The organism is Acidovorax sp. K2F (genome assembly GCF_025246485.1).
GTDB classification, from domain to species: domain Bacteria; phylum Pseudomonadota; class Gammaproteobacteria; order Burkholderiales; family Burkholderiaceae_C; genus Acidovorax; species Acidovorax delafieldii.
The window spans coordinates 57962-79536 of sequence record NZ_JAOBSQ010000048.1 but is presented as its reverse complement, the minus strand read 5'-3'; the positions used below and the strand labels follow the sequence as shown (position 1 = coordinate 79536).

20 protein-coding genes are annotated in these 21575 nt (G+C 65.7%); 8 read left to right on the top strand and 12 right to left on the bottom strand.

Translation table 11 applies throughout. The features are described from left to right. Positions 1-78 precede the first annotated feature (78 nt). A complete protein-coding gene (locus N4G42_RS17925) occupies positions 79-1035 on the bottom strand; it encodes an inositol monophosphatase family protein (RefSeq protein ID WP_056058182.1) in 957 nt (318 codons plus the stop codon). Positions 1036-1210: 175 nt separating this feature from the next. Between N4G42_RS17925 and N4G42_RS17920 the strand changes: the two genes are divergently transcribed. Then, on the top strand, positions 1211-2023 hold the full coding sequence (locus N4G42_RS17920) for an RNA methyltransferase (RefSeq protein WP_260668144.1): 813 nt from the start codon (positions 1211-1213) through the stop codon (positions 2021-2023). 36 nt (positions 2024-2059) lie between these two features. Continuing rightward, positions 2060-2842, top strand: coding sequence for a serine O-acetyltransferase (gene cysE / locus N4G42_RS17915; RefSeq protein ID WP_056058188.1), 783 nt, complete (start codon positions 2060-2062; stop codon positions 2840-2842). 32 nt (positions 2843-2874) lie between these two features. Here the strand turns inward: cysE and N4G42_RS17910 are convergent, their stop codons facing one another. The 3 genes from N4G42_RS17910 to yjgA form a co-directional block, all read right to left on the bottom strand. Beyond that, the gene (locus tag N4G42_RS17910; RefSeq protein WP_260668143.1) at positions 2875-3930 is read right to left on the bottom strand and encodes a hypothetical protein; all 1056 of its coding nucleotides are present in this window, start codon (positions 3928-3930) and stop codon (positions 2875-2877) included. A gap of 61 nt (positions 3931-3991) precedes the next feature. After that, positions 3992-4591: a molybdopterin adenylyltransferase gene (gene mog / locus N4G42_RS17905; protein WP_260668142.1), complete on the bottom strand. Its 600-nt coding sequence runs from the start codon at positions 4589-4591 to the stop codon at positions 3992-3994. Continuing rightward, positions 4584-5255 carry a ribosome biogenesis factor YjgA gene (gene yjgA, locus N4G42_RS17900; RefSeq protein ID WP_099730855.1) on the bottom strand — a complete coding sequence of 224 codons (672 nt, stop codon included), beginning with the start codon at positions 5253-5255 and terminating at the stop codon, positions 4584-4586. The genes mog and yjgA overlap by 8 nt, the downstream gene beginning before the upstream one ends. Positions 5256-5319: 64 nt before the next feature. Here yjgA and pmbA point away from each other — a divergent pair, with 64 nt between their 5' ends. Next, a complete protein-coding gene (gene pmbA / locus N4G42_RS17895; protein ID WP_260668141.1) occupies positions 5320-6762 on the top strand; it encodes a metalloprotease PmbA in 1443 nt (480 codons plus the stop codon). 115 nt (positions 6763-6877) lie between these two features. On the opposite strand, the gene N4G42_RS17890 is transcribed toward pmbA, so the two are convergent. Further along, a complete protein-coding gene (locus tag N4G42_RS17890) occupies positions 6878-7639 on the bottom strand; it encodes an NAD(P)-dependent oxidoreductase (RefSeq protein WP_260668140.1) in 762 nt (253 codons plus the stop codon). Between the two features lie 237 nt (positions 7640-7876). Here N4G42_RS17890 and N4G42_RS17885 point away from each other — a divergent pair, with 237 nt between their 5' ends. Genes N4G42_RS17885 through N4G42_RS17875 form a run of 3 tightly spaced genes read left to right on the top strand, consistent with a single transcriptional unit; the run spans position 7877 to position 9086 of the window. Further along, on the top strand, positions 7877-8407 hold the full coding sequence (locus tag N4G42_RS17885; RefSeq protein WP_260668139.1) for a helix-turn-helix domain-containing protein: 531 nt from the start codon (positions 7877-7879) through the stop codon (positions 8405-8407). Next, positions 8407-8832, top strand: coding sequence for a VOC family protein (locus N4G42_RS17880; RefSeq protein ID WP_260668138.1), 426 nt, complete (start codon positions 8407-8409; stop codon positions 8830-8832). The genes N4G42_RS17885 and N4G42_RS17880 overlap by 1 nt, the downstream gene beginning before the upstream one ends. Further along, positions 8829-9086 (top strand): hypothetical protein, encoded by a 258-nt coding sequence (locus N4G42_RS17875; protein ID WP_260668137.1) that lies wholly within the window; start codon positions 8829-8831, stop codon positions 9084-9086. Before N4G42_RS17880 ends, N4G42_RS17875 begins: the two co-directional genes overlap by 4 nt. A 22-nt stretch (positions 9087-9108) precedes the next feature. Here the strand turns inward: N4G42_RS17875 and N4G42_RS17870 are convergent, their stop codons facing one another. The 3 genes from N4G42_RS17870 to N4G42_RS17860 all read right to left on the bottom strand — a co-directional run bounded on the left by N4G42_RS17870 (position 9109) and on the right by N4G42_RS17860 (position 12130). Next, positions 9109-10005 carry a LysR family transcriptional regulator gene (locus tag N4G42_RS17870; protein WP_260668136.1) on the bottom strand — a complete coding sequence of 299 codons (897 nt, stop codon included), beginning with the start codon at positions 10003-10005 and terminating at the stop codon, positions 9109-9111. Between the two features lie 470 nt (positions 10006-10475). Next, positions 10476-10889 (bottom strand): hypothetical protein, encoded by a 414-nt coding sequence (locus tag N4G42_RS17865; protein WP_260668135.1) that lies wholly within the window; start codon positions 10887-10889, stop codon positions 10476-10478. A 137-nt stretch (positions 10890-11026) separates the two neighbouring features. Then, positions 11027-12130 carry a tartrate dehydrogenase gene (locus N4G42_RS17860; RefSeq protein ID WP_260668134.1) on the bottom strand — a complete coding sequence of 368 codons (1104 nt, stop codon included), beginning with the start codon at positions 12128-12130 and terminating at the stop codon, positions 11027-11029. Positions 12131-12254: 124 nt separating this feature from the next. Between N4G42_RS17860 and N4G42_RS17855 the strand changes: the two genes are divergently transcribed. Beyond that, positions 12255-13199, top strand: coding sequence for a LysR substrate-binding domain-containing protein (locus N4G42_RS17855; RefSeq protein WP_260668133.1), 945 nt, complete (start codon positions 12255-12257; stop codon positions 13197-13199). An 89-nt stretch (positions 13200-13288) separates the two neighbouring features. Here the strand turns inward: N4G42_RS17855 and N4G42_RS17850 are convergent, their stop codons facing one another. Together N4G42_RS17850 and rpsU are read right to left on the bottom strand one after the other, a co-directional pair. Next, a complete protein-coding gene (locus N4G42_RS17850) occupies positions 13289-13735 on the bottom strand; it encodes a GatB/YqeY domain-containing protein (RefSeq protein WP_055400197.1) in 447 nt (148 codons plus the stop codon). A 213-nt stretch (positions 13736-13948) separates the two neighbouring features. Beyond that, positions 13949-14161, bottom strand: coding sequence for a 30S ribosomal protein S21 (rpsU, locus tag N4G42_RS17845; protein WP_007833691.1), 213 nt, complete (start codon positions 14159-14161; stop codon positions 13949-13951). A gap of 309 nt (positions 14162-14470) precedes the next feature. Here rpsU and N4G42_RS17840 point away from each other — a divergent pair, with 309 nt between their 5' ends. Beyond that, entirely contained in the window at positions 14471-17722 is a 3252-nt protein-coding gene (locus N4G42_RS17840) for an EAL domain-containing protein (protein WP_260668120.1), read from the top strand. Positions 17723-17842: 120 nt separating this feature from the next. Here N4G42_RS17840 and N4G42_RS17835 read toward each other — a convergent pair whose 3' ends face one another. Both N4G42_RS17835 and N4G42_RS17830 read right to left on the bottom strand, forming a co-directional pair. After that, on the bottom strand, positions 17843-19090 hold the full coding sequence (locus N4G42_RS17835) for an NAD(P)/FAD-dependent oxidoreductase (protein ID WP_260668119.1): 1248 nt from the start codon (positions 19088-19090) through the stop codon (positions 17843-17845). Between the two features lie 132 nt (positions 19091-19222). Continuing rightward, positions 19223-21445, bottom strand: coding sequence for a TonB-dependent siderophore receptor (locus tag N4G42_RS17830; protein ID WP_260668118.1), 2223 nt, complete (start codon positions 21443-21445; stop codon positions 19223-19225). Positions 21446-21575 lie beyond the last annotated feature (130 nt).

Here is a 21575-nt window from a genome sequence, read left to right as displayed (position 1 = left end):
ACTGCGCGGTCCTGCTACCAGATATTTTCAGCGGTCATCGCGTGCTGGCTTGACGGTGAGGCGCGGTAGTTGAGATGTTCAGAACGGCGCGTCTTCACCCTTGGCTGAGTCGGCCTGGGGCGCCGCCGATTCGGCTGCGTCCGCAGCGCCTTCTGTCTCTGGAATGTTGTTGGCTTCGGGCGTGTCGGGAGTCGCCGCCTGGCGCACAGCAGCCTTGTCGCCAGCACTCGCAAACTTGCTGTACTTGCCCAGGATGGGCACCAGCTGGCCGTAGATGCGGGGGTTGCCTGCCAGGCATTCCCGCTGCTCCAGAAATTCAGCCTCGCCCGTGAAGTTGCCCACCAGGCCGCCGGCCTCGGTCACCAGCAGCGAGCCCGCTGCCACGTCCCAGATCGACAGGCCCGTTTCAAAGAAGCCGTCGGTGAAGCCCGCAGCCACGTAGGCGAGGTCCAGAGCAGCGGCGCCGGGGCGGCGCAGGCCGGCGGTGCGCTGCATCACATCGGCCATCATGTTCAGGTAGCTCTTGAAGTTGTCGCCCGGGCGGAAGGGGAAGCCGGTGGAGATCAGGCAGTCCTTGAGCTGGGTGCGCTTGGAGACGCGGATGCGGCGCTCGTTCAGGTAGGCGCCGCGGCCCTTGGTGGCGGTGAACAGGTCGTTGCGGGTGGGGTCGTACACGACAGCCTGCTCGACCTTGCCCTTGACGGCCAGCGCGATGCTCACGCAATACACGGGGAAGCCGTGGATGAAGTTGGTGGTGCCGTCCAGCGGGTCGATGATCCAGACAAATTCTGAATCCTTGGCGCCGTATTCCTTGCCCGACTCTTCAGCCAGGATGCCGTGGCCGGGGTAGGCCGTCAGCAGCGTCTCGATGATGATCTTTTCGGAGGCGTGATCCACCTCAGTCACAAAGTCGTTGATCTGCTTTTGCGAGATCCGCACCGATTCCACGTCCAGGGCCGCGCGGTTGATGATGGCGCCGGCGGCGCGTGCGGCCTTGATGGCCACGTTGAGCATGGGGTGCAGATTGGACGACATAAATTGTGGTGGTTGGCAGCGCGCGGCCAATGTGGCGCGGGCGTCTGCGTACAGGATGAGCGGGGAGGTCCGACCCGTCCCGGCGATGCGGGCGGCGACAATAGAGGGCGGTATTTTACCCGCAGTGCCCTTTTTTGCCTAACCGGCCGCTTTCCCCCTCTTGCCCCGCCTGTCCATGAAGACCCGTTTTGTCCTGATCAACACCAGCCACGCCGGCAATGTGGGCGCCGCCGCCCGTGCCATGAAAACCATGGGGTTTGACGACCTGGTGCTGGTCGCTCCCCGCTGGGCTAACGTGCTCAGGCGCGAGGAAACCATCCAGCGCGCCAGCGGCGCCCTCGATGTGCTGAACAACGCACGCATCGTCGCCACGCTGGACGAGGCGCTCGACGGTATCAGCCACCTGTGCGCCACGGCCATGACGCCACGCGATTTTGGCCCCCCTACAGCAGCGCCGCGTGCGCACTTTGAAGCGCTATTAAAAAGTGAGCTACTCAGGCATGAAACACTAGCGCAAGAGGCCAAAACCCCTCAAAACGCAGCCGGCGACACCGCTGCAGACCCGAGTGCTGCCTCGCAGGCCGGTGTGGCCTTTCTCTTTGGCTCCGAGCGGTTTGGCATGACCAACGAGGATGTGTACCGCTGCCACGTGGCGCTGTCGATTCCCACCAACCCCGGCTTCGGCTCACTCAACCTGGGTGCGGCCATCCAGGTGATCGCCTACGAGTGGCGCCAAGCGTTGGGCGGCTTCGCGGTGCAGGACGCCACCCCACCGCGTGCGCTGGCCGACGCTGCCCAGGTGGCGGGCATGCTGGGCCATTGGGAGCAGGCGCTCACATCCATCGGTTTCCTGGACCCGGCCGCGCCCAAGAAGCTCATGCCCCGCCTTAACCAGCTTTTCAACCGCGCGCAGCTCAGTCCCGAGGAAATCCACATCTTGAGAGGTGTCGCCAAAGCCATGATCGAGACGGCGCAGGCGAAACGATAGACTGTGCAGCCCATTTACAAATAACCATAACAACCAATGCTCGCCCGCTTGCGCTCCGATATCCAGTGCATCCTCGACCGCGATCCTGCCGCGCGCAGCACGTGGGAGGTGATCACCTGTTATCCGGGCCTGCACGCGATCTGGCTGCACCGCCCCGCGCACTGGTGCTGGCACCACGGCCTGAAGTGGCTGGGGCGCTTCATCTCGCACTTTGCGCGCTGGTTCACCGGCATCGAGATCCATCCCGGCGCCAAGATCGGGGAGCGTGTGTTCTTCGACCACGCCATGGGCGTGGTGGTGGGCGAAACCGCCGAGATCGGCGATGGCTGCACCATCTATCAGGGCGTGACCCTGGGCGGTACCTCGCTCTACAAGGGCACCAAGCGCCACCCCACGCTGGGCAAAGATGTGGTGGTGAGTGCAGGCGCCAAGGTGCTGGGCGGCTTTGAAGTGGGCGACGGCGCCAAGATCGGCAGCAATGCCGTGGTCATCAAACCCGTGCCCGCTGGCGCCACGGCCGTGGGCATCCCGGCACGCATCATCCCGTCCAAGGAAGGCCAGAGCGCCGACGTGACCGAACCCCAGCCATCGCGCAAATTCACGGCCTATGGCATCACGCAGGAGGACGATCCGCTCTCGCAGGCCATGCGTGGGCTGATCGACAACGCCTCGTCACAAGAGCACCAGATCGCGCTCTTGTGGCAGGCGATCGAAAAGCTCTCTGCCGCCAACCTGCAGGCCAAGGACTGCGTGCCCTGTGACGCGGCGATCAAGGAGCAGTTCGAGGCGGGCAAGCTCAACGAGCTGGTGGGCAAGTAGGCTTCCTGCCGTTGCGTGGGGGCACTGCGGGCTCAGTGCTTGCCAGGCTTGCTGCTCTTCTTTTCGTAGAAAGCCACGATGGGCGGATCAAACTTTGCGTGGTCCAGTTGCCACAGCCCCAGCGGTCCGTGCATCAGCGGAATGCGGTGTTCGCTGCCATCGGGCCATTGCTCCCAATAGTCCCGCATGCGCGGAAACTTCAGTGGCGGCAGGCCCTGCGCGGTGTCGATGGGCTCCAGCCGATAGGTGCCCGACAGGCGGTATGCGTGGTCTTCTGACACCGAGCCTGCCAGCATTTGGTCTACCCGCTTGAGCACGGGCAGGGCAGCCCCGGCCGATACGGCGCCCAGCATCAGGGCCAGCGCCATCGATTCGCGCGAGGGGATGCGCCCTGCAGCGAAGAAGCGGTAGCACAGTGCCACCAACGCTGCGATGCCCACCGACGCCACCAGCCAGGTCAGGGGCGAGCGCAGGATGCTGAAGAGCTGCGCATCCGTCAGCTCGTAGCCGGAGAGCACAAAGCTGTCCAGCAGCGCAAACAGCATCAGGCCCAGGAACAGCACCGTCCCGCCCAGGCTGCGAGGGTTCTTCTCCAGTGCGAAATCGTGTGTGTTCTCTTCGTCCAGCGGATAGTCGGGAAACGCCGAGCGGAAGATGTCGCACAAGGCCTCGCGCGACGGCCCGGCGCTCCAGCCGGTATCGGCGGTGAACAGCACCTGGCCTTTGGGGGTGTCCAGCCGAGCCCAGTGGATGTTGCCCGTCTTGATGGATTGGTTGCCCAGCCACTCGACCTTCAGCCCCGATTTGGGCACCAACGACTCGAAAGCCTTGCCCGTCTTGGCCCAATGCCCCCGGATGCGGAATGCTTCTCCATCGTCGATCAGCACGCCCTTGGCTTCGAAAGCCATAAGCCGCATCCAGCGTCCAAAAAATGCGGGGCGGGCCAGGTTGATGCGCCAGTAGTGCCGACCCTTGAGGTCTTTTACCAGCGCATCCTGGCGCTGTTTCATGGCGCGTATGCGCACATACATCCACAAGGGCAGGGCGACTACCAGCAGATGGGGGAGGGCGAAGGCAAGGTACTTCATCGTCTGTGTGATGGGCGATGGGGAGCTTCCGCCCGTGGGCCAGCGCTGGCCCGCAGGCGGTTCAGGCGGTCTTGGCCCGGACAGCGTTCTTGGGCCTGAACGCCTTGCAGACCTCATCCCGCGTTTCCAGGTACGGCCCACCGATCAGGTCCACACAGTAAGGCACGGCGGCGAAGATGCCCGGCACGATCTGCTGGCCGTTGGCGTCTTTCAGCCCCTCCAGCGTCTCGGCAATCGCCTTCGGCTGACCAGGCAGATTAATGATCAGGCTCTGGTCTCGGATCACAGCGACCTGGCGCGAGAGGATGGCGGTGGGCACGAACTTCAGGCTGATCTGGCGCATCTGCTCGCCAAAGCCCGGCATCTCCTTGTGCGCCACGGCCAGCGTGGCCTCGGGCGTTACGTCGCGCAGCGCAGGGCCGGTGCCGCCAGTCGTCAACACTAGGCTGCAGCCCGCGTTGACCAGTTCGATCAGCGTGGCGCTGATGCCGGCCTGCTCGTCGGGGATCAGGCGCGACTCGAAGGTGATGGGGTTGTGCAGCGCACGCGTCAGCCAGTCTTGCAGCGCGGGCAGGCCCTTGTCTTCATAGACACCGGTGCTGGCGCGGTCGCTGATCGAGACGATGCCGATCTTGACGGCGTCGTGGACGGCTTCACTCATCGTCGTTGTCCTCGTCGGTGTCGCTGGCATCTGCCGTGCCCGTGCCGCCCAGGTGCTCGCGCACCAGTTGGAACAGCTCGCGGTATGCACGGCCCTTGCGGGGCGCCAGGCCTTGCGAGACCTGGACGTTGGCCTCCTTGCCCGCAGGCTGCGCATCCTTGCGGGCCTGGCGGATCAGCGCGCGCAGTTGCTGGGTGTCGGTGTCGGGATGCTCGGCCATCCAGGGGGCCAGTGCATCGTCGTCGGCAATCAGGCGGTCGCGCCATTGCTCGGCCAGATGCAGTTGCAGCTTTTCGGTGGCAGAGCCTTTGTGCTGTTCTTCCAGCGCCTGGCGGGCGGCCTGTACCAGCTCTGGTTCGAGCTTGCGCATGAGCTTGCCCACATACTGCATCTGGCGGCGCTTGCCTTCAAAGTTGGTGATGCGCTTGGCCTCGGCCAGCGCCTCCACCAGTTTGTCGGGCAGGCCCACGGCGTCGAACAGGTCGGCGCGCAGGTTCAAAAGCTCCTTGCCCAGGTCCTGCAGTTCGTCGCTCTCGCGCTTGAGATCGGTGCGGCTGGCATCGGGCGTGCCTTTGAGTTCGGCCTTGAGCTGAATGTCCAGTTCGCTGCCTTCGGCAACAAACTGGCCTCGCACAAAGTAGCCTTTTTTGGGTTTGCGTGACATGGGGTGGGGGCAAAGAGAGGCGGGCGCAGGGTGCGCCGCAGTGGCAAGTATCATAGCTGCCGCTATGAACAAACCCTCCAACCGCGCCCCGCGCACCCCTGGCGCGCTGGCTGCTGTGCCCTCAGCTGCCACCTCCCGCACCCCTGACAGCGGCTTCAGCTACAGCCGCCCGTTTTTTGAAGACCTGGTGGACCGCGCCCTGGCCCATGCCAAAAAACTCGGTGCGACCGACGCGGGCGCAGAGGCGTCCGAGGGCTGTGGCCTGTCGGTCAGCGTGCGCAAGGGTGAGCTGGAGAACGTGGAGCGCAACCGTGACAAGTCGCTGGGCGTGACGGTCTACATCGGCCACCGCCGAGGCAACGCCAGCACGTCGGACTTTTCTACCAAGGCCATCGAGCAGACCGTGCAAGCGGCCTATGACATCGCCCGTTTCACGGCCGAAGACCCCGTGGCTGGCCTGCCCGACGCCGACGATATCGCGCCCCAGGAGACGCACCGCGACCTGCAACTCTTCCACCCCTGGGCCATCACCAGCGAAGAAGCTGCAGAGATGGCCAAGGCCTGCGAGGCCGCTGCTTTCAAGACGCATCGCCGCATCACCAACAGCGAAGGTGCTGGCGTGTCGGCCCAGCAAAGCCATTTCTTCAGCGCTCACACACGCGGCTTTCGCGGTGGCTATGCCAGCTCGCGCCACAGTTTCTCGGTGGCTCCCATCGCCTCGTTGCCCGGCAAGAACGCCGAAATGCAGCGCGACGCCTGGTACAGCTCGATGCGCAACGCAGCCGATCTGGCCTCGCCCGAGGCCGTGGGCCGCTACGCCGCGCAGCGTGCGCTGAGCCGCCTGGGCAGCCGCAAGATCCCTACCACGCAATGCCCCGTGCTGTTTGAGTCGACCCTGGCCGCTGGCCTGCTGGGCGGTTTTGTGCAGGCCATCAGTGGCGGCTCGCTGTACCGCAAGAGCAGCTTCTTGCTCGACTCGCTGGGCAAGATGGTCTTTCCCAAGCACATCGACATCCTGGAAGACCCGTTCATCCTGGGTGGCAAGGGCAGCTCGCCGTTTGACGAAGAAGGCGTGCGCGTGGCACCGCGCAAGGTGGTGCAGGGTGGTCGCGTGCAGGGCTACTTCCTGTCGAGCTACTCGGCCCGCAAGCTGGGCATGAAGACCACGGGCAACGCCGGAGGCTCGCACAACCTGGTGATGACATCGCGCCTCACTCAAGCCAGCGACAACCTGGACGCCATGCTGCAAAAGCTGGGCACGGGCCTGTTTGTGGTGGAGCTGATGGGCCAGGGCGTGAACTACGTCACCGGCGACTATTCGCGCGGCGCGAGCGGCTTCTGGGTCGAGAACGGCAAGATCGCCTACCCCGTGCACGAGATCACCATTGCAGGCAACCTCAAGGACATGCTCAAGGGCATCGAGGCCGTGGGTGCCGATGCCTACAACTATGGTGCCAAGACGGTGGGTTCGATCCTGGTCAACCGCATGAAGGTGGCGGGCAGCTGATGTTCGCGTCCGCAGCAGGCGGATACCGCCAGTGGCTGTTGTGATGCGGGTTTTCTGCAACTCTCCCGCCCCAGGCCCTCGTGACTGCGAGGGCCTTTTTTCATGGAGGGTTTCGTCAGGTGGCACTGCGGGGCTTGGCCGCCCAGGTGTCTTTCTTCCCACGCATGCCCACGGGCAGCGCAAGCCCGACGCGGTGCCGGGACATCGCATCCCGGGGCTCAAGATGGGCCAGCATCAGAGAAGCTGCGTCGGCATAGGGAACGATCATCTGCGGCACCTTCGATGCGAACAGCAGCAGCATCAATGGGCTGGGTAGCCTGCCCGCAAAGGCTGGCACGGAGACCGGCAGCTGGTCCGCGGCGATGCGCAGCCGGGCGATCCCCAGCGCGGGTTGGTCGACCATCGGTCCCGGGCACAGCAGGCGCCAATCGAGGGACGAGGTGTTCAGGCGCTCAAAGTTCTTCTTGTGCGGCCAATAGGTGTCGCGCACCTTGGGCAGTTCAACACCCCGGCGGCCTGTCTGGCCGATGTCGAGCACCGCAGCGCCCCCTAGAAACCAGCAGATTGGCCGCTCTGCGGGGGCCAGGGACTCCACGCTGGAAACAATGCGGTCCACGAGGTCGACAAAGACGCGACCTTCGGTGACGAGTCCCGCACAGTTGATCAACGCCTCGTGGCCCCGGATGATGTCTGCCAAGGCGCTGATTGCCACGGACCCCAGGTCCACCTGGTGCACCGTGATGCGTGATCGCAGGTCCTCGGGCAGCCGGGCGGGGTTGCGCACTAGCACTGACACCTGGTGGCCCGCCGCAACAGCTTGCTGCAGTACGTGGCGGCCGAGGGAGCCCGTGGCTCCCAGGATGAGAAGACGCTTCATGATGATTCGCGAGAGGATTGAGGAAAGGTCTGCCGATGGCCGGGTAGTCATCGACGGGCGATGCCGCGATGATTCCATGCCATCGTCTCTGCAGCACTAACGGCGGGAGAGGCCCATCGCGAAGACGGTGACTTTGTTCACAGTGCTTGTCTTTGCCTGCGGGTTCTCGCGGGTCTGGCCTGCCGCCGTACAGGTGGTGCAGGAATGCCGACGGACAGGCGATATGCTGTGCCCACCATGCCTGTCGTGCCCCCGAAGCCCCCAGCCAACGGCCATACCGCTGACCCCATTGCGCCGCAAGACCCGGCCCTGTTGCGCCGTCTGCTGCGCGCCAAGGACCGCATGGACGCTGCGTCGCATGAGGCCTGGCCGGTGCAGCGGCTGGCCGAGGTCAGTGGCGTCTCCGACGCGCATTTCGCACGGTCCTTCCGGCAGGCGTTTGGCATCCCGCCCCATCGCTACCTGCTGACCCGCCGCATCGAACAGGCCGCCACGCTGCTGCGCGACACGGACTTGCCCATCACCGAGATTGCGTTTGCCACCGGCTGGGAGAGCCTGGGCACCTTCGGACGCACCTTTCGCGACATCACGGGGCAGAGCCCCAGTGCGGTGCGCCTTCAGGCCCAGGCCCGCTTGGAGCCACTGGACAAGGTGCCGGCCTGCGTATTGAAAGCCGCACAACGCCCTGACCTCACCACCGCAGTTTCGGAGAAGCGCCGCCGCCTGGCGGAAGGTACAAACCCGTCATCAACAACCAAGGAGATCTGATGACGAAGAACCAAGGCATTGGTGTGGTGGGCGTGTATGTGGACGACCAGGACGAAGCCCTGACGTTTTACGTGGGCAAGCTCGGGTTTCGTGTGCACACGGACGTGCGCAACGGGCCGTACCGCTGGCTGACGGTGCAGCACCCCGACCAGCGGGGCTTCCAGCTCGGCCTGTTCAGGCCCGGCCCACCGATCCATGATGAAGCCACAGCGCAAATTTTGCGCGCGATGGTGGCCAAAGGAGCCATGCCTGCGCTGGTGCTCCATGTGGCGGACTGCCGCGCCGACTATGCCCGGCTGCGGAATCTGGGCGTGGAGTTCACTCAGGAGCCCGTGGACCGGTACGGCAACGTGGACGCAGGCTTTCGCGACCCGGCAGGCAACGGCTGGAAGATGATCCAGCTCGCCGCTGGAGATGCGCAATGAGCGCGGGTGGGGGCATCCGGCGGTTTCATCGCTGGGTGTCGATGGCGTTCACGTTGGCCGTCATCGCCAATTTTGTGGCTCGCGCCCAGGGTGCAGGCAACCCGCCGGACTGGGTCACGTACGCGCCCCTGCCGCCGCTGGCACTGCTGCTGTTGATGGGGTTGTACCTGTTCGTGCAACCCTACCTGCAGCGGCTTGCTGTCCGGTCTTCTGTTCGGCCTGCCCCGGGCGCCCAGGGCTTGCCGCACGCGTGACGGCGCGCGGTGTGTCCCGCCATCACTCTGCGAAATCTGCAAAGTCCGCCAGCAACTCCAGCACGCCCTCCACTGCGGGCGAGGGCGGTGGCTGGTGGCGGTGCGCCACGGCCATGGGGCGCATGAGCGGCGGTTGCAGCGGGCGGATTTGGACATCGGGCGTGCCCTGCAGGTCCTCCACCTCCTCCATCGGCAGCAGTGCGGCGCATTGGCTGGCCACGGCCAGGCTTTTGAGGGCGCCAGGGTAGCTCAGCGCCAGAAACGGGCGCGGATGGTGCCCCGCCTGACCAAACCAGTTGGCAATCAATCCGTGCATCTGCGTGGCGGGCGCAAACGATGCCCAGCGTCGGCTGGCCAGCCAGTCGGGGCCGACGTGGTCTGGCGCGTCCCACGCGGCGGGCAGCAGGGCCACCATGGGGTCGTTGCGCCAGGGGGTCTGGCGCACCTCTGCCAGCGGCGGCTGGGGGCTGGCGACGATGGCAATGTCCAGCGTACCGGCCTTGAGCCGCTGCATCGACTCGGCCGAGCCCACGGCCTCCAGGCGGATTTCAACCCCGGGGCTGTGTGCCGCCAGCGCCTCCAGCATGCGTGGCAGCAGCCGGGTGCTGACACCCGCCGACACTCCCACCCGCACCATGCCTTCGCGGCCCGATGCGTGGCGCCGCACGCGTTCCACCAGGTCATCGCTGGCCAGCAACAGCTGGCGGCCTTCGCGCACCAGCACCTCGCCAGCAGGGGTGAGGTCGGCCTGCCGCCGCCCGCGCACCACCAGCTCGGCGCCCAGGCGCGATTCCAGTTCCTTGATGTGCATGCTCACCGTGGGCGGCGCGAGGTGTAACGCCTGCGCGGCAGCCGCAAAGGTGCCCAGGTCGGCGATGGCGATCAGGGTTTGCAACTGATCGAGATTGAGGTTACGCATCAGCTTTTATGAAGTGAATCGTCATTGAATTCAACTTTACAGATGGTAAGCCCGGCGAGAGCATTGCGGGGCCATGAAACACCCGCATCCCCACACCACTGCCCCCAGAGCCGTCTCTGCTTCAAACCTTGTGGGCCGCCAGCGACCGGTGCGAACCGTTGCCATAGTCGTGTTTCTGCATGCGCTGCGTTGGGCCGTGGCGGGCGCGCGCAGCGCCACGGATCGGTGGGCTGTTGCTGCGGCGCGCGCCGAGCGGCGCGTCACCGAGCAGTTCAGGGTGCCCCCAGGCGGAGGGTGAGATCCATATTTGAGTGAAATTGGCGTGTAGCGCAGGTAATTCTTGCGCTGGTAGCTATCATTTCAGGAGTGAAGGCGGGTTGCTGGTCAGCCGGCAGTCGCCTTCGCCGCCGTGCCCCCCGCAGAGTCATGGACATAACGGGGCGTTCGGCGTGTGTGGGGCCTGAGGGCGCTTACTTGCGCTGGTTGAAATGGCTCTCGACTTCGGCGGTATGGCCGGCATAGCTCTTGGAGATGGGCCAGGTGCTGCACAGGCTGGTGCGCAGCCGTTGGCCTGATTGGAAGGCGAACACCATGTGCTCGGACCCCTTGGCGAACCGCACGCCGCAACTTCCCTGGTCGCCCCGAGTGTGCACCGTGATGGCCGTGGCCTGATCGCCTTTGTAGATGGTCGTGGGCCTGAAAAGGGCTCGGTACTCGTTTTTGTTCGCAGGGTCGACGATCTCTTCTGTCACAACGCCTTTGAACACGACAGTGGCCTGTGGAGCATTTGCTTCCGCCGAGGCGAGCTTGCAGCTGCATGCATAGGTATTGCTGGCCAGCCAGGCCATGGCGGCGGTGCAGAAGATGGTGGTGACGGGCTTCATATAGGGCCTTGCTCAGAGGGTGGAGTGGGGCAGTTATCGATTCGGCAGTACCGGTGCTGCAGCCGTGCTGGGGCAGTTCAAGGCTGGTGACGGGCGCTCGTTGCAAACAGTGATGCGTTCGGGACGCCGTGCACCGATCAGGCGGCAGCAACGTGCTCCGCGATGGCTTGTCCCACTTGCGTTGTACTGGCGCGTCCTCCCAGGTCCGGCGTGCGCGGCCCGCTCTTGATCATCTCTTCGATGGCCGCCACGATGGCATCGTGTGCCAACCTGCCCGCGCCCTGGCCGTGGGTGAGGAAGTCCAGCATCAGCGCCCCCGACCAGATCATCGCAATCGGGTTGGCGATGTTTTGCCCGTAGATGTCGGGCGCGGAGCCGTGCACGGGCTCGAACAGGCTGGGGAACGTACGCTCGGGGTTCAGGTTGGCCGAGGGCGCCAGGCCGATGGTGCCGGTGGTGGCCGGGCCCAGGTCGCTCAAGATGTCGCCAAATAGGTTGGTGGCAGCCACCACATCAAAGCGGCCGGGCTGCAGCACAAAGCGCGCGGTGAGGATGTCGATGTGCTGCTTGTCCAGCGTGACCTCGGGGTAGGCCTGAGCCACGTCGTCGGCACGCTGGTCCCACCAGGGCATGCTGATGGCGATGCCGTTGCTTTTGGTGGCCAGGGTGACGTGCTTTTTGGGGCGGCTCTGCGCCAGGTCGAAGGCGAACTTCAGCAGGCGGTGGGCGCCGTGGCGGGAGTAGACGGATTCCTGGATCACGATCTCGCGGTCGGTGCCCTCGTACATGATGCCGCCCAATGACGTGTACTCCCCCTCGGTGTTCTCGCGCACCACGCAGTAGTCGATGTCGCCGGGCTTGCGGCCCGCCAAGGGGCAGGGTACGCCTTCGAACAGGCGCACGGGGCGCAAGTTGATGTACTGGTCGAACTCGCGGCGGAACTTGAGCAGCGAACCCCATAGCGACACGTGGTCCGGCACGGTGGCGGGCCAGCCCACGGCACCGAAGAAGATCGCGTCCATGCCCGCCAGCTGCGCCTTCCAGTCGTCGGGCATCATTTTTCCGTGGGCGGCGTAGTAGTCGCAGCTGGCCCAGTCGATGGCAGTGGTTTCCAGTGCAATGCCAAAACGCGCTGCGGCGGTTTGCACCACGCGCAGGCCTTCTGGCAGCACTTCCTTGCCAATGCCGTCTCCGGCGATGAGGGCGATGCGGTAGGTTTTGGGGGCAGTGGAGGAGGTCATCAAGCGGTCCTTGCAATGGCTTCGAGGGTGCGGCTGCAGGGCGCAGCCAGCGGCATGGCCTGCATTGTTCCCAACGCTTCCGATAACTACAATCCGCCAACTGTGGCCTTATCCTTCACATATCGTGCATAAAAATCCTGCAGCGGAAGACCTGCGCGTGTTCACGGCCGTGGTGCGCAAGGCCAGCTTTGGCGGCGCCGCCACCGAGCTGGGCACTTCGCCCGCCTACGTCAGCAAACGCATCCGCCTGCTGGAGCAGGACCTGCAGGTCAAGCTGCTGCACCGCACCACCCGCCGCGTGGCGGTGACGGAGGAGGGCGAGCGCGTCTTCCACTGGGCGCAGCGCATCCTGGACGATATGGAGCAGCTGATGCAGGAGGTAGCGGTGACGCGCAGCGAGCCACGCGGCCTGCTGCGGGTGAGCAGCAGCTTTGGTTTTGGCCGCCAGATCGTGGCGCCTGCGCTGTCGCGGTTGGTGGAGCAGCACCCGGGGCTGCAGGTGCGTCTGGAAGTGTTCGACCGGCTGGTGGATGTGGCGGGCGAAGGGTTTGACCTGGACGTGCGCGTGGGCGACGAGATTGCGCCGCACCTGATCGCCCGCCGACTGGCCGACAACCACCGCGTGTTGTGTGCAGCGCCTGCCTACCTGCAGCGCAAGGGCTCGCCGCGCACGGTGGCGGATCTGGCCGCGCACGACTGCCTGGTGATCAAGGAGCGTGACCATCCATTTGGCGTGTGGCGCCTGCGCAGCGGTGCGCAGGAAGAGTCGGTGAAGGTGCGTGGCCCGCTGTCGGCCAACAACGGCGAGATGGCCGTGCAGTGGGCGGTGGACGGGCGTGGCGTGGTGCTGCGCTCGTTGTGGGATGTGGGCGCGCACCTGCAGACCGGGCGCCTGGTGCAGGTGCTGCCGCATTGGCAGCAAGAAGCCAATGTGTGGGCCGTCTACCCCACGCGGCTGGAGCGCTCGGCCAAAGTGCGGGTGTGCGTGGAGTTTTTGCAGGCGCTCTTTCGCGACGGGTGGGCGTCGCGTAGCGCAAAGACCGGTGTGGGCGCAAACGCCTCGGTTTGAAGCAAAAATAGCTGCCAGCGCACGTCTCACATGCGCTGGCAGCTATCAAAAAGATACCGGTCGTACCGTGGGCACGACCGCAGGGGCGATCAGCCCGCCAGTGCCGCTTTCACGGCAGCCGACACCTGGCCCATATCGGCCTTGCCCGCGAGGCGGGTCTTGACCACGCCCATGACCTTGCCCATGTCGCCAGGGCCCGATGCGCCGATTTCGGCCACGATGGCCTTCACGGCAGCCAGCGTTTCTTCTGCCGACATGCGCTCGGGCAGGTAGGCCTGCAGCACAGCCATCTCGGCCTTTTCCTTGTCGGCCAGGTCCTGGCGGCCTGCGCCCTCAAAGGCGGTGATCGAGTCCTTGCGCTGCTTGATGAGCTTGTCCACGATGGCGACCACGGCCGCGTCGTCCAGCACGATGCGCTCGTCCACTTCCTTTTGCTTCATCGCGGCCTGCAGCAGGCGGATGGTGCCCAGGCGCTCGCTGTCCTTGGCGCGCATGGCGGTTTTCATGTCTTCGGTGATCTGGTCCTTGAGGCTCATGGCGGCTTCCTTGGTTGGTTTTAGACAAGAACAGGGGTTTGCCAAAAGGCTTTCTGGCTAGGCGTCAACGCCGCAGACAGTAGTGCTGCTACGGCAAGGCGTTGCAACGACGCCAGAAAGCCTTTTGGCAAACCCCAAAAACAAAAACCCGCGCTTGGCGTCCCTAGCGCGGGTTTGTCGGCACTCCGTATCAGGACGGGGCCAAAGCGGTGCTTAGTACAGCTTCTTGGGCAGTTGCATGCTGCGAACGCGCTTGTAGTGGCGCTTCACGGCAGCAGCCTTCTTGCGCTTGCGCTCGGCGGTGGGCTTTTCGTAGAACTCACGGGCGCGCAGGTCGGTCAGCAGGCCGAGCTTTTCAATGGTGCGCTTGAAGCGGCGCAGTGCAACGTCAAAGGGTTCGTTTTCTTTTACGCGGATCGTAGTCATTAGCTAATGTTTTCCAAATGGTGCCTGCAGAGGGGCTTGGGGAGATCGGGCCTCAAGTCCGTACAAAGCGGTTTCCCCGTCTGTAACTAGTATTTGGCCGACGGGGCATTGCCAGCAAAGCCGGAGATTATAGCCTTTATCCACGCCCAGAGCGCAAGGATTGCCGGTCTGTCCCCGAACAGGGCGTCCAGTGGGCTGCTGACAGCCGGGCCGCACCGCAATGGCGCGGAAGTTGCTTCACGTTGTAACACTCCTATTCACCGGTGGAGAGCCCTGGCCATCCGCCCGGGCGGCCCCGCCGCAGACACCATGGCATTCATGCACCGCGTATCGGGTTGGCTGGGCCGGCTCAGTGTGGGCCGCAAGCTCATGCTCATCTATCTGCTGGACCTGACGGCGGTGATCTACGTCTCCAGCATCCTGATCCACGAAAAGTACCTGGCGATTGATTTCACGCGCAAGGAGGTGGTGGGCACGACCTACGCGGCCGTGGTGCGCGATGGGCTGATGGGGCAGTTCCTGGATGCTTCGCAGCAGCCTCCGCTGGTGGCCGACGTGCTGACCCGCCTGGACGCCGTACGGGCAGCCCACGACGAACAACTGCACACGGCCGATGTGGGGCAGCGGTTTGGCGTGGCGCTGCAGCAGCTGACGGGCCAGCCCCAAGGGGGCGCTCCAGCTGCTGATCCGCAGACGCTCACCCGGCTGCGCAGCCAGCTGCTGCGCGAGGGGCGTGAGCTGCTCACCACGGTGGGCAACCAGTCCAACCTGATCCTGGACCCGGACCTGGACAGCTACTACGTGATGTCGCTGGTGGTGCTGCGGTTTCCCGAGCTGCTGCAGGCGGTGCATGACACCGTCAGCTTCCTGAACGCGGCGCCGTCGCGGCGCGGGCCGCAGTGGTCGTCCGAGCTGCTGACGCTGGTGGGGCGGCTGGATGCGGTGATGCTGGGCATCGAGTCGGACTACAACCAGGCCTTCATTGCAGGCTCGCCCGAGATGCGGGCCGCGCTGGTGCGCCAGCGCGAGGCGCTCAAGGCGGCGCAGGAGGGCTTTCAGGCCTTGCTGCAGGGCATTGCGTCGGGCGAGTCACGCCTGACGGTGGCACAAGTGGGTGTGCAGGAGGCACAGGTGCTGGGCGCGCTGCGCGATGCCTGGTCGGTGGGCATTGTGGACCTGGAGCGTTTGCTGAACCAGCGCGCCGACAGCCTGTTTGCCCGCATGTGGTTGCACCTGGGCACGGCGCTGGTGCTGCTGGGCTGCATCCTTTCGCTCGTCACCCTGGTCGCGCGCCAGATCGCCAAACCGCTGCAGCAACTGGCCCGCGTGGCCGACGAGGTGCGCAAGAGCGGCGACCACACGCTGCGCGCGCACTGGGCCAGCCGCGACGAGATCGGCCGCCTGGTTACCGCGTTCAATGAGATGCTGTCCCAACTCGACCGCGACCGCGTGCTGCAGCAGGAGCTGGCCGCCAGCGCCCGTGCGGCCGAGGCCCAGCGCGAGCTGGTGGAGGCCTTCCCCATCCCCATGGTGGTCACGTCGATTCCCGAGCACGAGGTGCTGCACTCCAACGCACCCGCGGCCCACTGGCTGGGTGGCCGCAAGACCGACCCCTGGGCCGTGGGGCTGGAGCCCGGCGTGCGCGCGCGCTTCTTTCAGCGCCTGGCAGACCAGGGCTCGGTCGATGAATTTGAAGTGCGCTGGAAGGGCAGCCCCGAGCCCTCGTGGGCCGTGCTGTCGGCGCGGCGCCTGCAGTTTCAGGGGCGCGACTCGGTGCTCACGGCCTTCACGCCCATCAACGTGCTCAAGGTGATGGAGCAGCGCCTGGAGCTGTGGGCCAAGGTGTTCGAGGCCTCGTCCGAGGGCATCATCATCATGAACGCCGAGCAGCAGATCATCAGCGTGAACAAGGCGTTCTGCCGCAGCACGCACTACGACTTCTACGAGGTCATTGGCGAAGACCTGGGCTTTCTGCTGGAAGAGGCGGGCGCCGAGCCGCTGTCGGTGCAGATCCAGCGCACCATGCTCGACAAGGAGTCGTGGCAGGGCGAGGTGCGGTTTCGCCGCCGCTCGGGCGAGACCTACCCAGCCTGGCTCATGGTGTCGGCCGTACGCGAGGGCAAGGGCGGTGCGGTGGCCAACCACATCGGCATTGCCATCGACATCACCGACCGCAAGCTCAACGAGGAGCGCATCCAGTTCCTGGCGCACCACGATGTGCTCACCGAGCTGCCCAATCGATCACTGTGCGTGCAGCGCCTGCAGATGGCGCTGGCGCAGGCGCCCATCACGGGTGAGAAGGTGGCGGTGCTGTTCATCGACCTGGACCGCTTCAAGGCCATCAACGACACGCTGGGCCACCACATTGGCGATGGCCTGCTGCGCTCGGTGGCCGCGCGCCTCACGCAGGCCGTGCGCAGCCGCGACACCGTGAGCCGCCTGGGCGGCGACGAGTTTGTGGTGGTGATGCGCGACGTGGCCGGGCGCGAGGATGTGCAGCAGCTGGTGGAGCGGCGGCTGATCCCGCTCATCCGCCAAAGCCACCCGGTGGAGGGGCATGAACTCAATGTGTCCTGCAGCGTGGGCATCGCCGTGTACCCCGAGGATGGCAGCGACATTGACGAACTCATGCGCCGCGCCGACGCCGCCATGTACGAGGCCAAAACCACCGGCCGCGACATGGCGCTGTTCTATTCCATGGAGACCGACCAGCGTGCGGTGGCCCGCCAGACCATGGAGCAGCAACTGCGCCGCGCGCTGGAGCGCAACGAACTGAGCCTGCACTACCAGCCCCGCCTGAGCGCCCAGGGCACCCAGCTGCTGGGCGTGGAGGCGCTGCTGCGCTGGACCAGCCCGGTGCTGGGCTCCATCCCTCCCAGCGAGTTCATCCCCATCGCCGAAGAGACCGGCATGATCCGCGCCATTGGCAGCTGGGTGTTGCAGCAAGCCTGCGAGCAGTGGGTGCGCTGGCAACAGCTGGCGCTGGAGGCGGGCCCTGGCGATGCCTTGATGCCACACCCGCTGGCCCGGGTGTCGATCTCGGTCAACCTCTCGGCCGCGCAGATGTCCGACCCCGCGCTGGTCACCGACATCGAGGCACTGCTGCTGCGCACCGGTATGCCGGCGCACCGGCTGGAGCTGGAGATCACCGAGTCCCAGCTCATGGACAACGCCCATGCGGCCGAGCAGCAACTGGCGGCGCTCAAGGCGCTGGGCGTGCAGCTGTCCATCGACGATTTCGGCACCGGGTATTCCAGCCTGGCCTATCTGAAGCGCTTTGACATCGACCGCCTCAAGGTGGACAAGTCCTTTGTGCGCGACATGCTGGCCAACCCCGCCGACATGGCCATCACCCGCGCCATCATCGCGCTGGGCCACACGCTGGGGCTGCGCATCGTGGCCGAGGGCGTGGAAGACCTGGCCACGGCCCAGGTGCTGAGTGCGCTGGATTGCGAGGAGCTGCAGGGCTACCACTTCAGCCGCCCGCTGCCGGTGCCGGAGCTGGAGGCCTGGGCCCGACAGCATTGCGGACTGTTGACGCGAGAGGCAGCGGCAGCGTAGCGGTCAAACGGGCGCTGCGCGCGCGCGGGACGCCGGGCAAGGGCCGCCCCGCAGCGAGGGCGTCGTCCCTCTGCCCGCGCAGCGTAGCGTAGCGAGAGCAGGGGGAAGGCCCGTAGGGCCTCAGGGGGGTGTTGCTGCCAGCGCCTGCGCGCAGGCATATGCGCTGGCCCAGGCCCACTGAAAGTTGTAGCCGCCCAGCCAGCCTGTCACGTCCACCACCTCGCCAATGAAGTACAGGCCGGGCTGCGTCTTGCACTCCATGGTCTGCTGCGACAGCGCGCGCGTGTCCACGCCGCCCAGCGTTACTTCGGCTTTCTTGTAGCCCTCGGTGCCCGTGGGCGTCAGCTCCCAGCGCGCCAGCTGCTCCGCCAGGCGCGCCAGGGCCTTGTCGCTGGCCTCGTTGATGGGGCGCTGCCAGTCGGCCTCGCGGCTGGCCCACGCGTCGGCCAGGCGGCTCGGCACCAGCGTGGCCAGCTCGTTGGCAACCAGCTTGCGCGAGCGGGCCTTGCCCTGCGCCAGCGCAGCGGGCAGGTCCACCGTGGGCGCCAGGTTGATGGCCAGGGGCGTGCCCTCCTGCCAGTAGCTGGAGATCTGCAGCACCGCCGGGCCCGACAGGCCCCGGTGGGTGAACAGCAGGTCTTCGTCAAACGCCATGCGGGTTTTCTTGGCCCCTGTGCTGATCTGCACCGGCAGCGCCAGCCCCGCCAGCTGCGCATACGGCGCCCAGCCCGCGCCGTCAAAGGTCAGCGGCACCAGGCCCGGCTTGCGCTCGATGAGCGGGATGCTGAACTGCTGCGCGAGCCGGTAGCCAAAGTCGGTGGCGCCGATCTTGGGGATGGACAAGCCACCGGTGGCAATGACCAGCGCACCCGCCGACACCGGCCCACGATCGGTATCAATTTGATAGCTGCCCGGGCATGATTCACTAGCGCTTGATGCCCAAAAGTCTATTTTTTTGACGCTACAGGGCTGCCAGTGGGTCACACCACCCGCCTCGCACTCGGCCAGCAGCATGGCAATGATGTCCTCGGCCGAGCGGTCGGCAAACAGCTGGCCCTTGTGCTTTTCATGAAACGGGATGCCGTGCTTTTGCACCAGCGCGATGAAGTCGGCGGGCGTGTAGCGCGACAGCGCCGAGCGGCAGAACTGCGGGTTCTGCCCCACAAAGTGTTTGTGCGGTGCGGCCGGGTCCAGGTCGCGGTTGGTGAAGTTGCAGCGCCCGCCGCCCGAGATGCGGATCTTTTCGGCCACCTTGTCGGCATGGTCGATGAGCAAGACCTTCAGGCCCCGCTGGCCCGCCTGGCCCGCGCAGAACAGGCCGGCAGCGCCGGCGCCGATGATGATGGCGTCAAAAAATGGGAGGGACACGGGAAGGCATCAAAAAGGACAAAGGTGTGATTGTCCCCCGGCTGCCCCGGGGCCTGCTCCGCACGGCGTGATGCCGCTGCGGCGCAAGCCCCGGTCGCCCCCTCGCTCCCTCTTGTGTTGCGGGTAGGCCGGTCAGAACGCCGCTCGCAGCGTCACGCTCAGATTGCGGGGATCGGCATAGTTGCCGTAGTCCAGGTTGGCCCAGTACTTCTGGTTGGTCACGTTGTTCACCGCCACCGTCGCGCTCACCTTGGGGTTGAACTGCCAGGATGCACGCAGGTTGAGGATGGCCTTGGGCGACTGCTTCACCGTCACCGTGCCGCTGGGGTGCGGGATGTTGAAGCCCTCGATGGCGCTTTGCCAGGTCAGGTTGCCGCCCACCGACAGCGGCGCCAGCGCGCCCGACAGCTGGTAGTCCGTGCCCAGTTGCAGCAGGTAGTCGGGCATGTTGGCGTAGATCAGGTCGGTGGGGGCACGCGTGACCTTGGCGCGGGTGAGGCCCGCGCTCACACGCCACTGCCGGGTGGCCATGCCCGCAAACTCCAGCTCGAAGCCGGTGGACTTCGTGCCATTCACGGCCACGTAGGGCAGGCTGCCGTCGGGCAGCGGTGTGGTGATGGCGCTGTCGCGCACGCCGAAGTTGTCCTGCTTGGTCTGGAACACCGCAAAGTGCGCCTGGATGCGGCGCTCGAACAGCTCGGCCTTGAGGCCGGCCTCGGCATTGCTGCCGATGACGGGCGACAGCGGATTGTTGTTGCGGTCCTTGTAATTCTGCGGGTTGAAGATGCGCGCGTAGCTGGCGTAGGTCGACAGGGTGGGCGTGATGTCGTACACCGCGCCGATGAAGGGCGTGACCTTGCGGTTCTCGTCCTGGATCGCCGAGCGGCCTGCATAGCTGCCGGTGGTGCCATAGGTGTCGGAGTGGCGGTGCCAGTCGGTCAGGCGCAGGCCGGTGAGCACCGACAGCGGGTCGGCCAAGCGCCAGCGTGCCGAGGCGAACAGGCCCGTCTGCTGCGTGATCTGTGTGCGCCAGGCGCCGGTCTTGGAATAGGTGGGTGCGGGCGCGTTGCCGTCCCAGGTGTAGATGTTGGGGATCACATAGCTCCACCCCGCCACGGACGTGTAGCCATCGGTGCGCGTGGCGGTGCGGGTGGAGCTCATGCCCACCACCAGGTCGTGCTTGCGGCCACCCAGCTCGAACTTGCCTGACAGGTAGGCGTCTACCGTGTCCTGCTTTTCGCTGCTGCCGCTCACGGCGGCATACAGCGTGGTGCCCGCGCCGGTGACCGGGTTGATGAATGGGGCCTGGCTGGTGGTGGCGCCATAGCCGTAGGTGCTCAGGCGGAATGTGTCGCCCTCGGTGTGGTTCAGCGCGGCCTTCAAGCTCCAGTCGTCGTTGATCTGGTGGTCCAGCGTGGCATAGAGCGTGCCCGAGGTGCGCTCCCAGCGCGTCCAGGGCGGCGAGAAGCTGGTGGAGATCGGCAGGTCGATGGGCGCGCCCGTGGTGGCAAAGCGCGGGATGGTGCCCCAGATCGGCGCCTTGGGGTCGTTGGACTGGCGCTGGTAGCCCAGCGACACCACGGTGGCGGTGCCGATGTCGGCCTCCACCGCGGCGAGCAGGGCGGTCTTGTCCTCGGAGTAGCGGTCGCGGAAGCTGTCTTTCTTCTGCGGGGCCACGACCAGGCGGCTGCGCACGCTGCCGTCGCTGTTGAGCGGTGCGTTGATGTCCAGCTCGCCCCGGTACAGGTTCCACGACCCGGCGGTGAGCGCCACAGACGCGGCGAACTCGCGCTGTGGGCGCTTGCGGATCATATTGATGGTGGCCGAAGGCACGCCCACACCGGTCTGGATGCCGTTGGCGCCGCGCACGATGTCGATGCGCTCGTACAGCGCGGTGTCGAACTCCTGGTTGGTGCTGCTGCTGTAGCTGGGCAGGCCGTCGGTCTGGAAGTCGGTGATCTGGAAGCCGCGCGCGTAGTACAGCGGGCGCTGTGTGTCGTAGAAGCTCACGGCAATGCCGTTCACGTTGCGCAGCACGGCGTCGATGCTGGTGAGCGACTGGCGCTCGATCTGCGCGCGGGTCACCGTGCTGACGGACTGCGGCGTTTCACGCGGGGTGAGCTGGAGGCGGGTGGATGCGCTCTCGCGCGCGCCCGACACGGTGACGCTGTCCAGCGCCTTGGGCTCCACGACCTGGTCGGTGTTGGTGGCGCCTGCAGGGGAAGTCTCGGTGGCATCTGCGGGTGACCCGGCGGGGGTCTGGGCACCGGCGGTGCCCATCATGTTGGCTGCGAGGAAGGCGGCCACCGTCAGAGGATGGAGGGCACAGACAAGGTGTCTGCGAGGTGCGTGCATGAGAGGGCTCCTGGGGGAAATGCGTTGGCAGGCTGGCTGGCAACGCTCCTCCGACGGGATGCACGGCTGGCTGGGATTTGTAAAATTTTAAATACAAATGCGAACTATTCGCAAAAACTTGGCGGATATG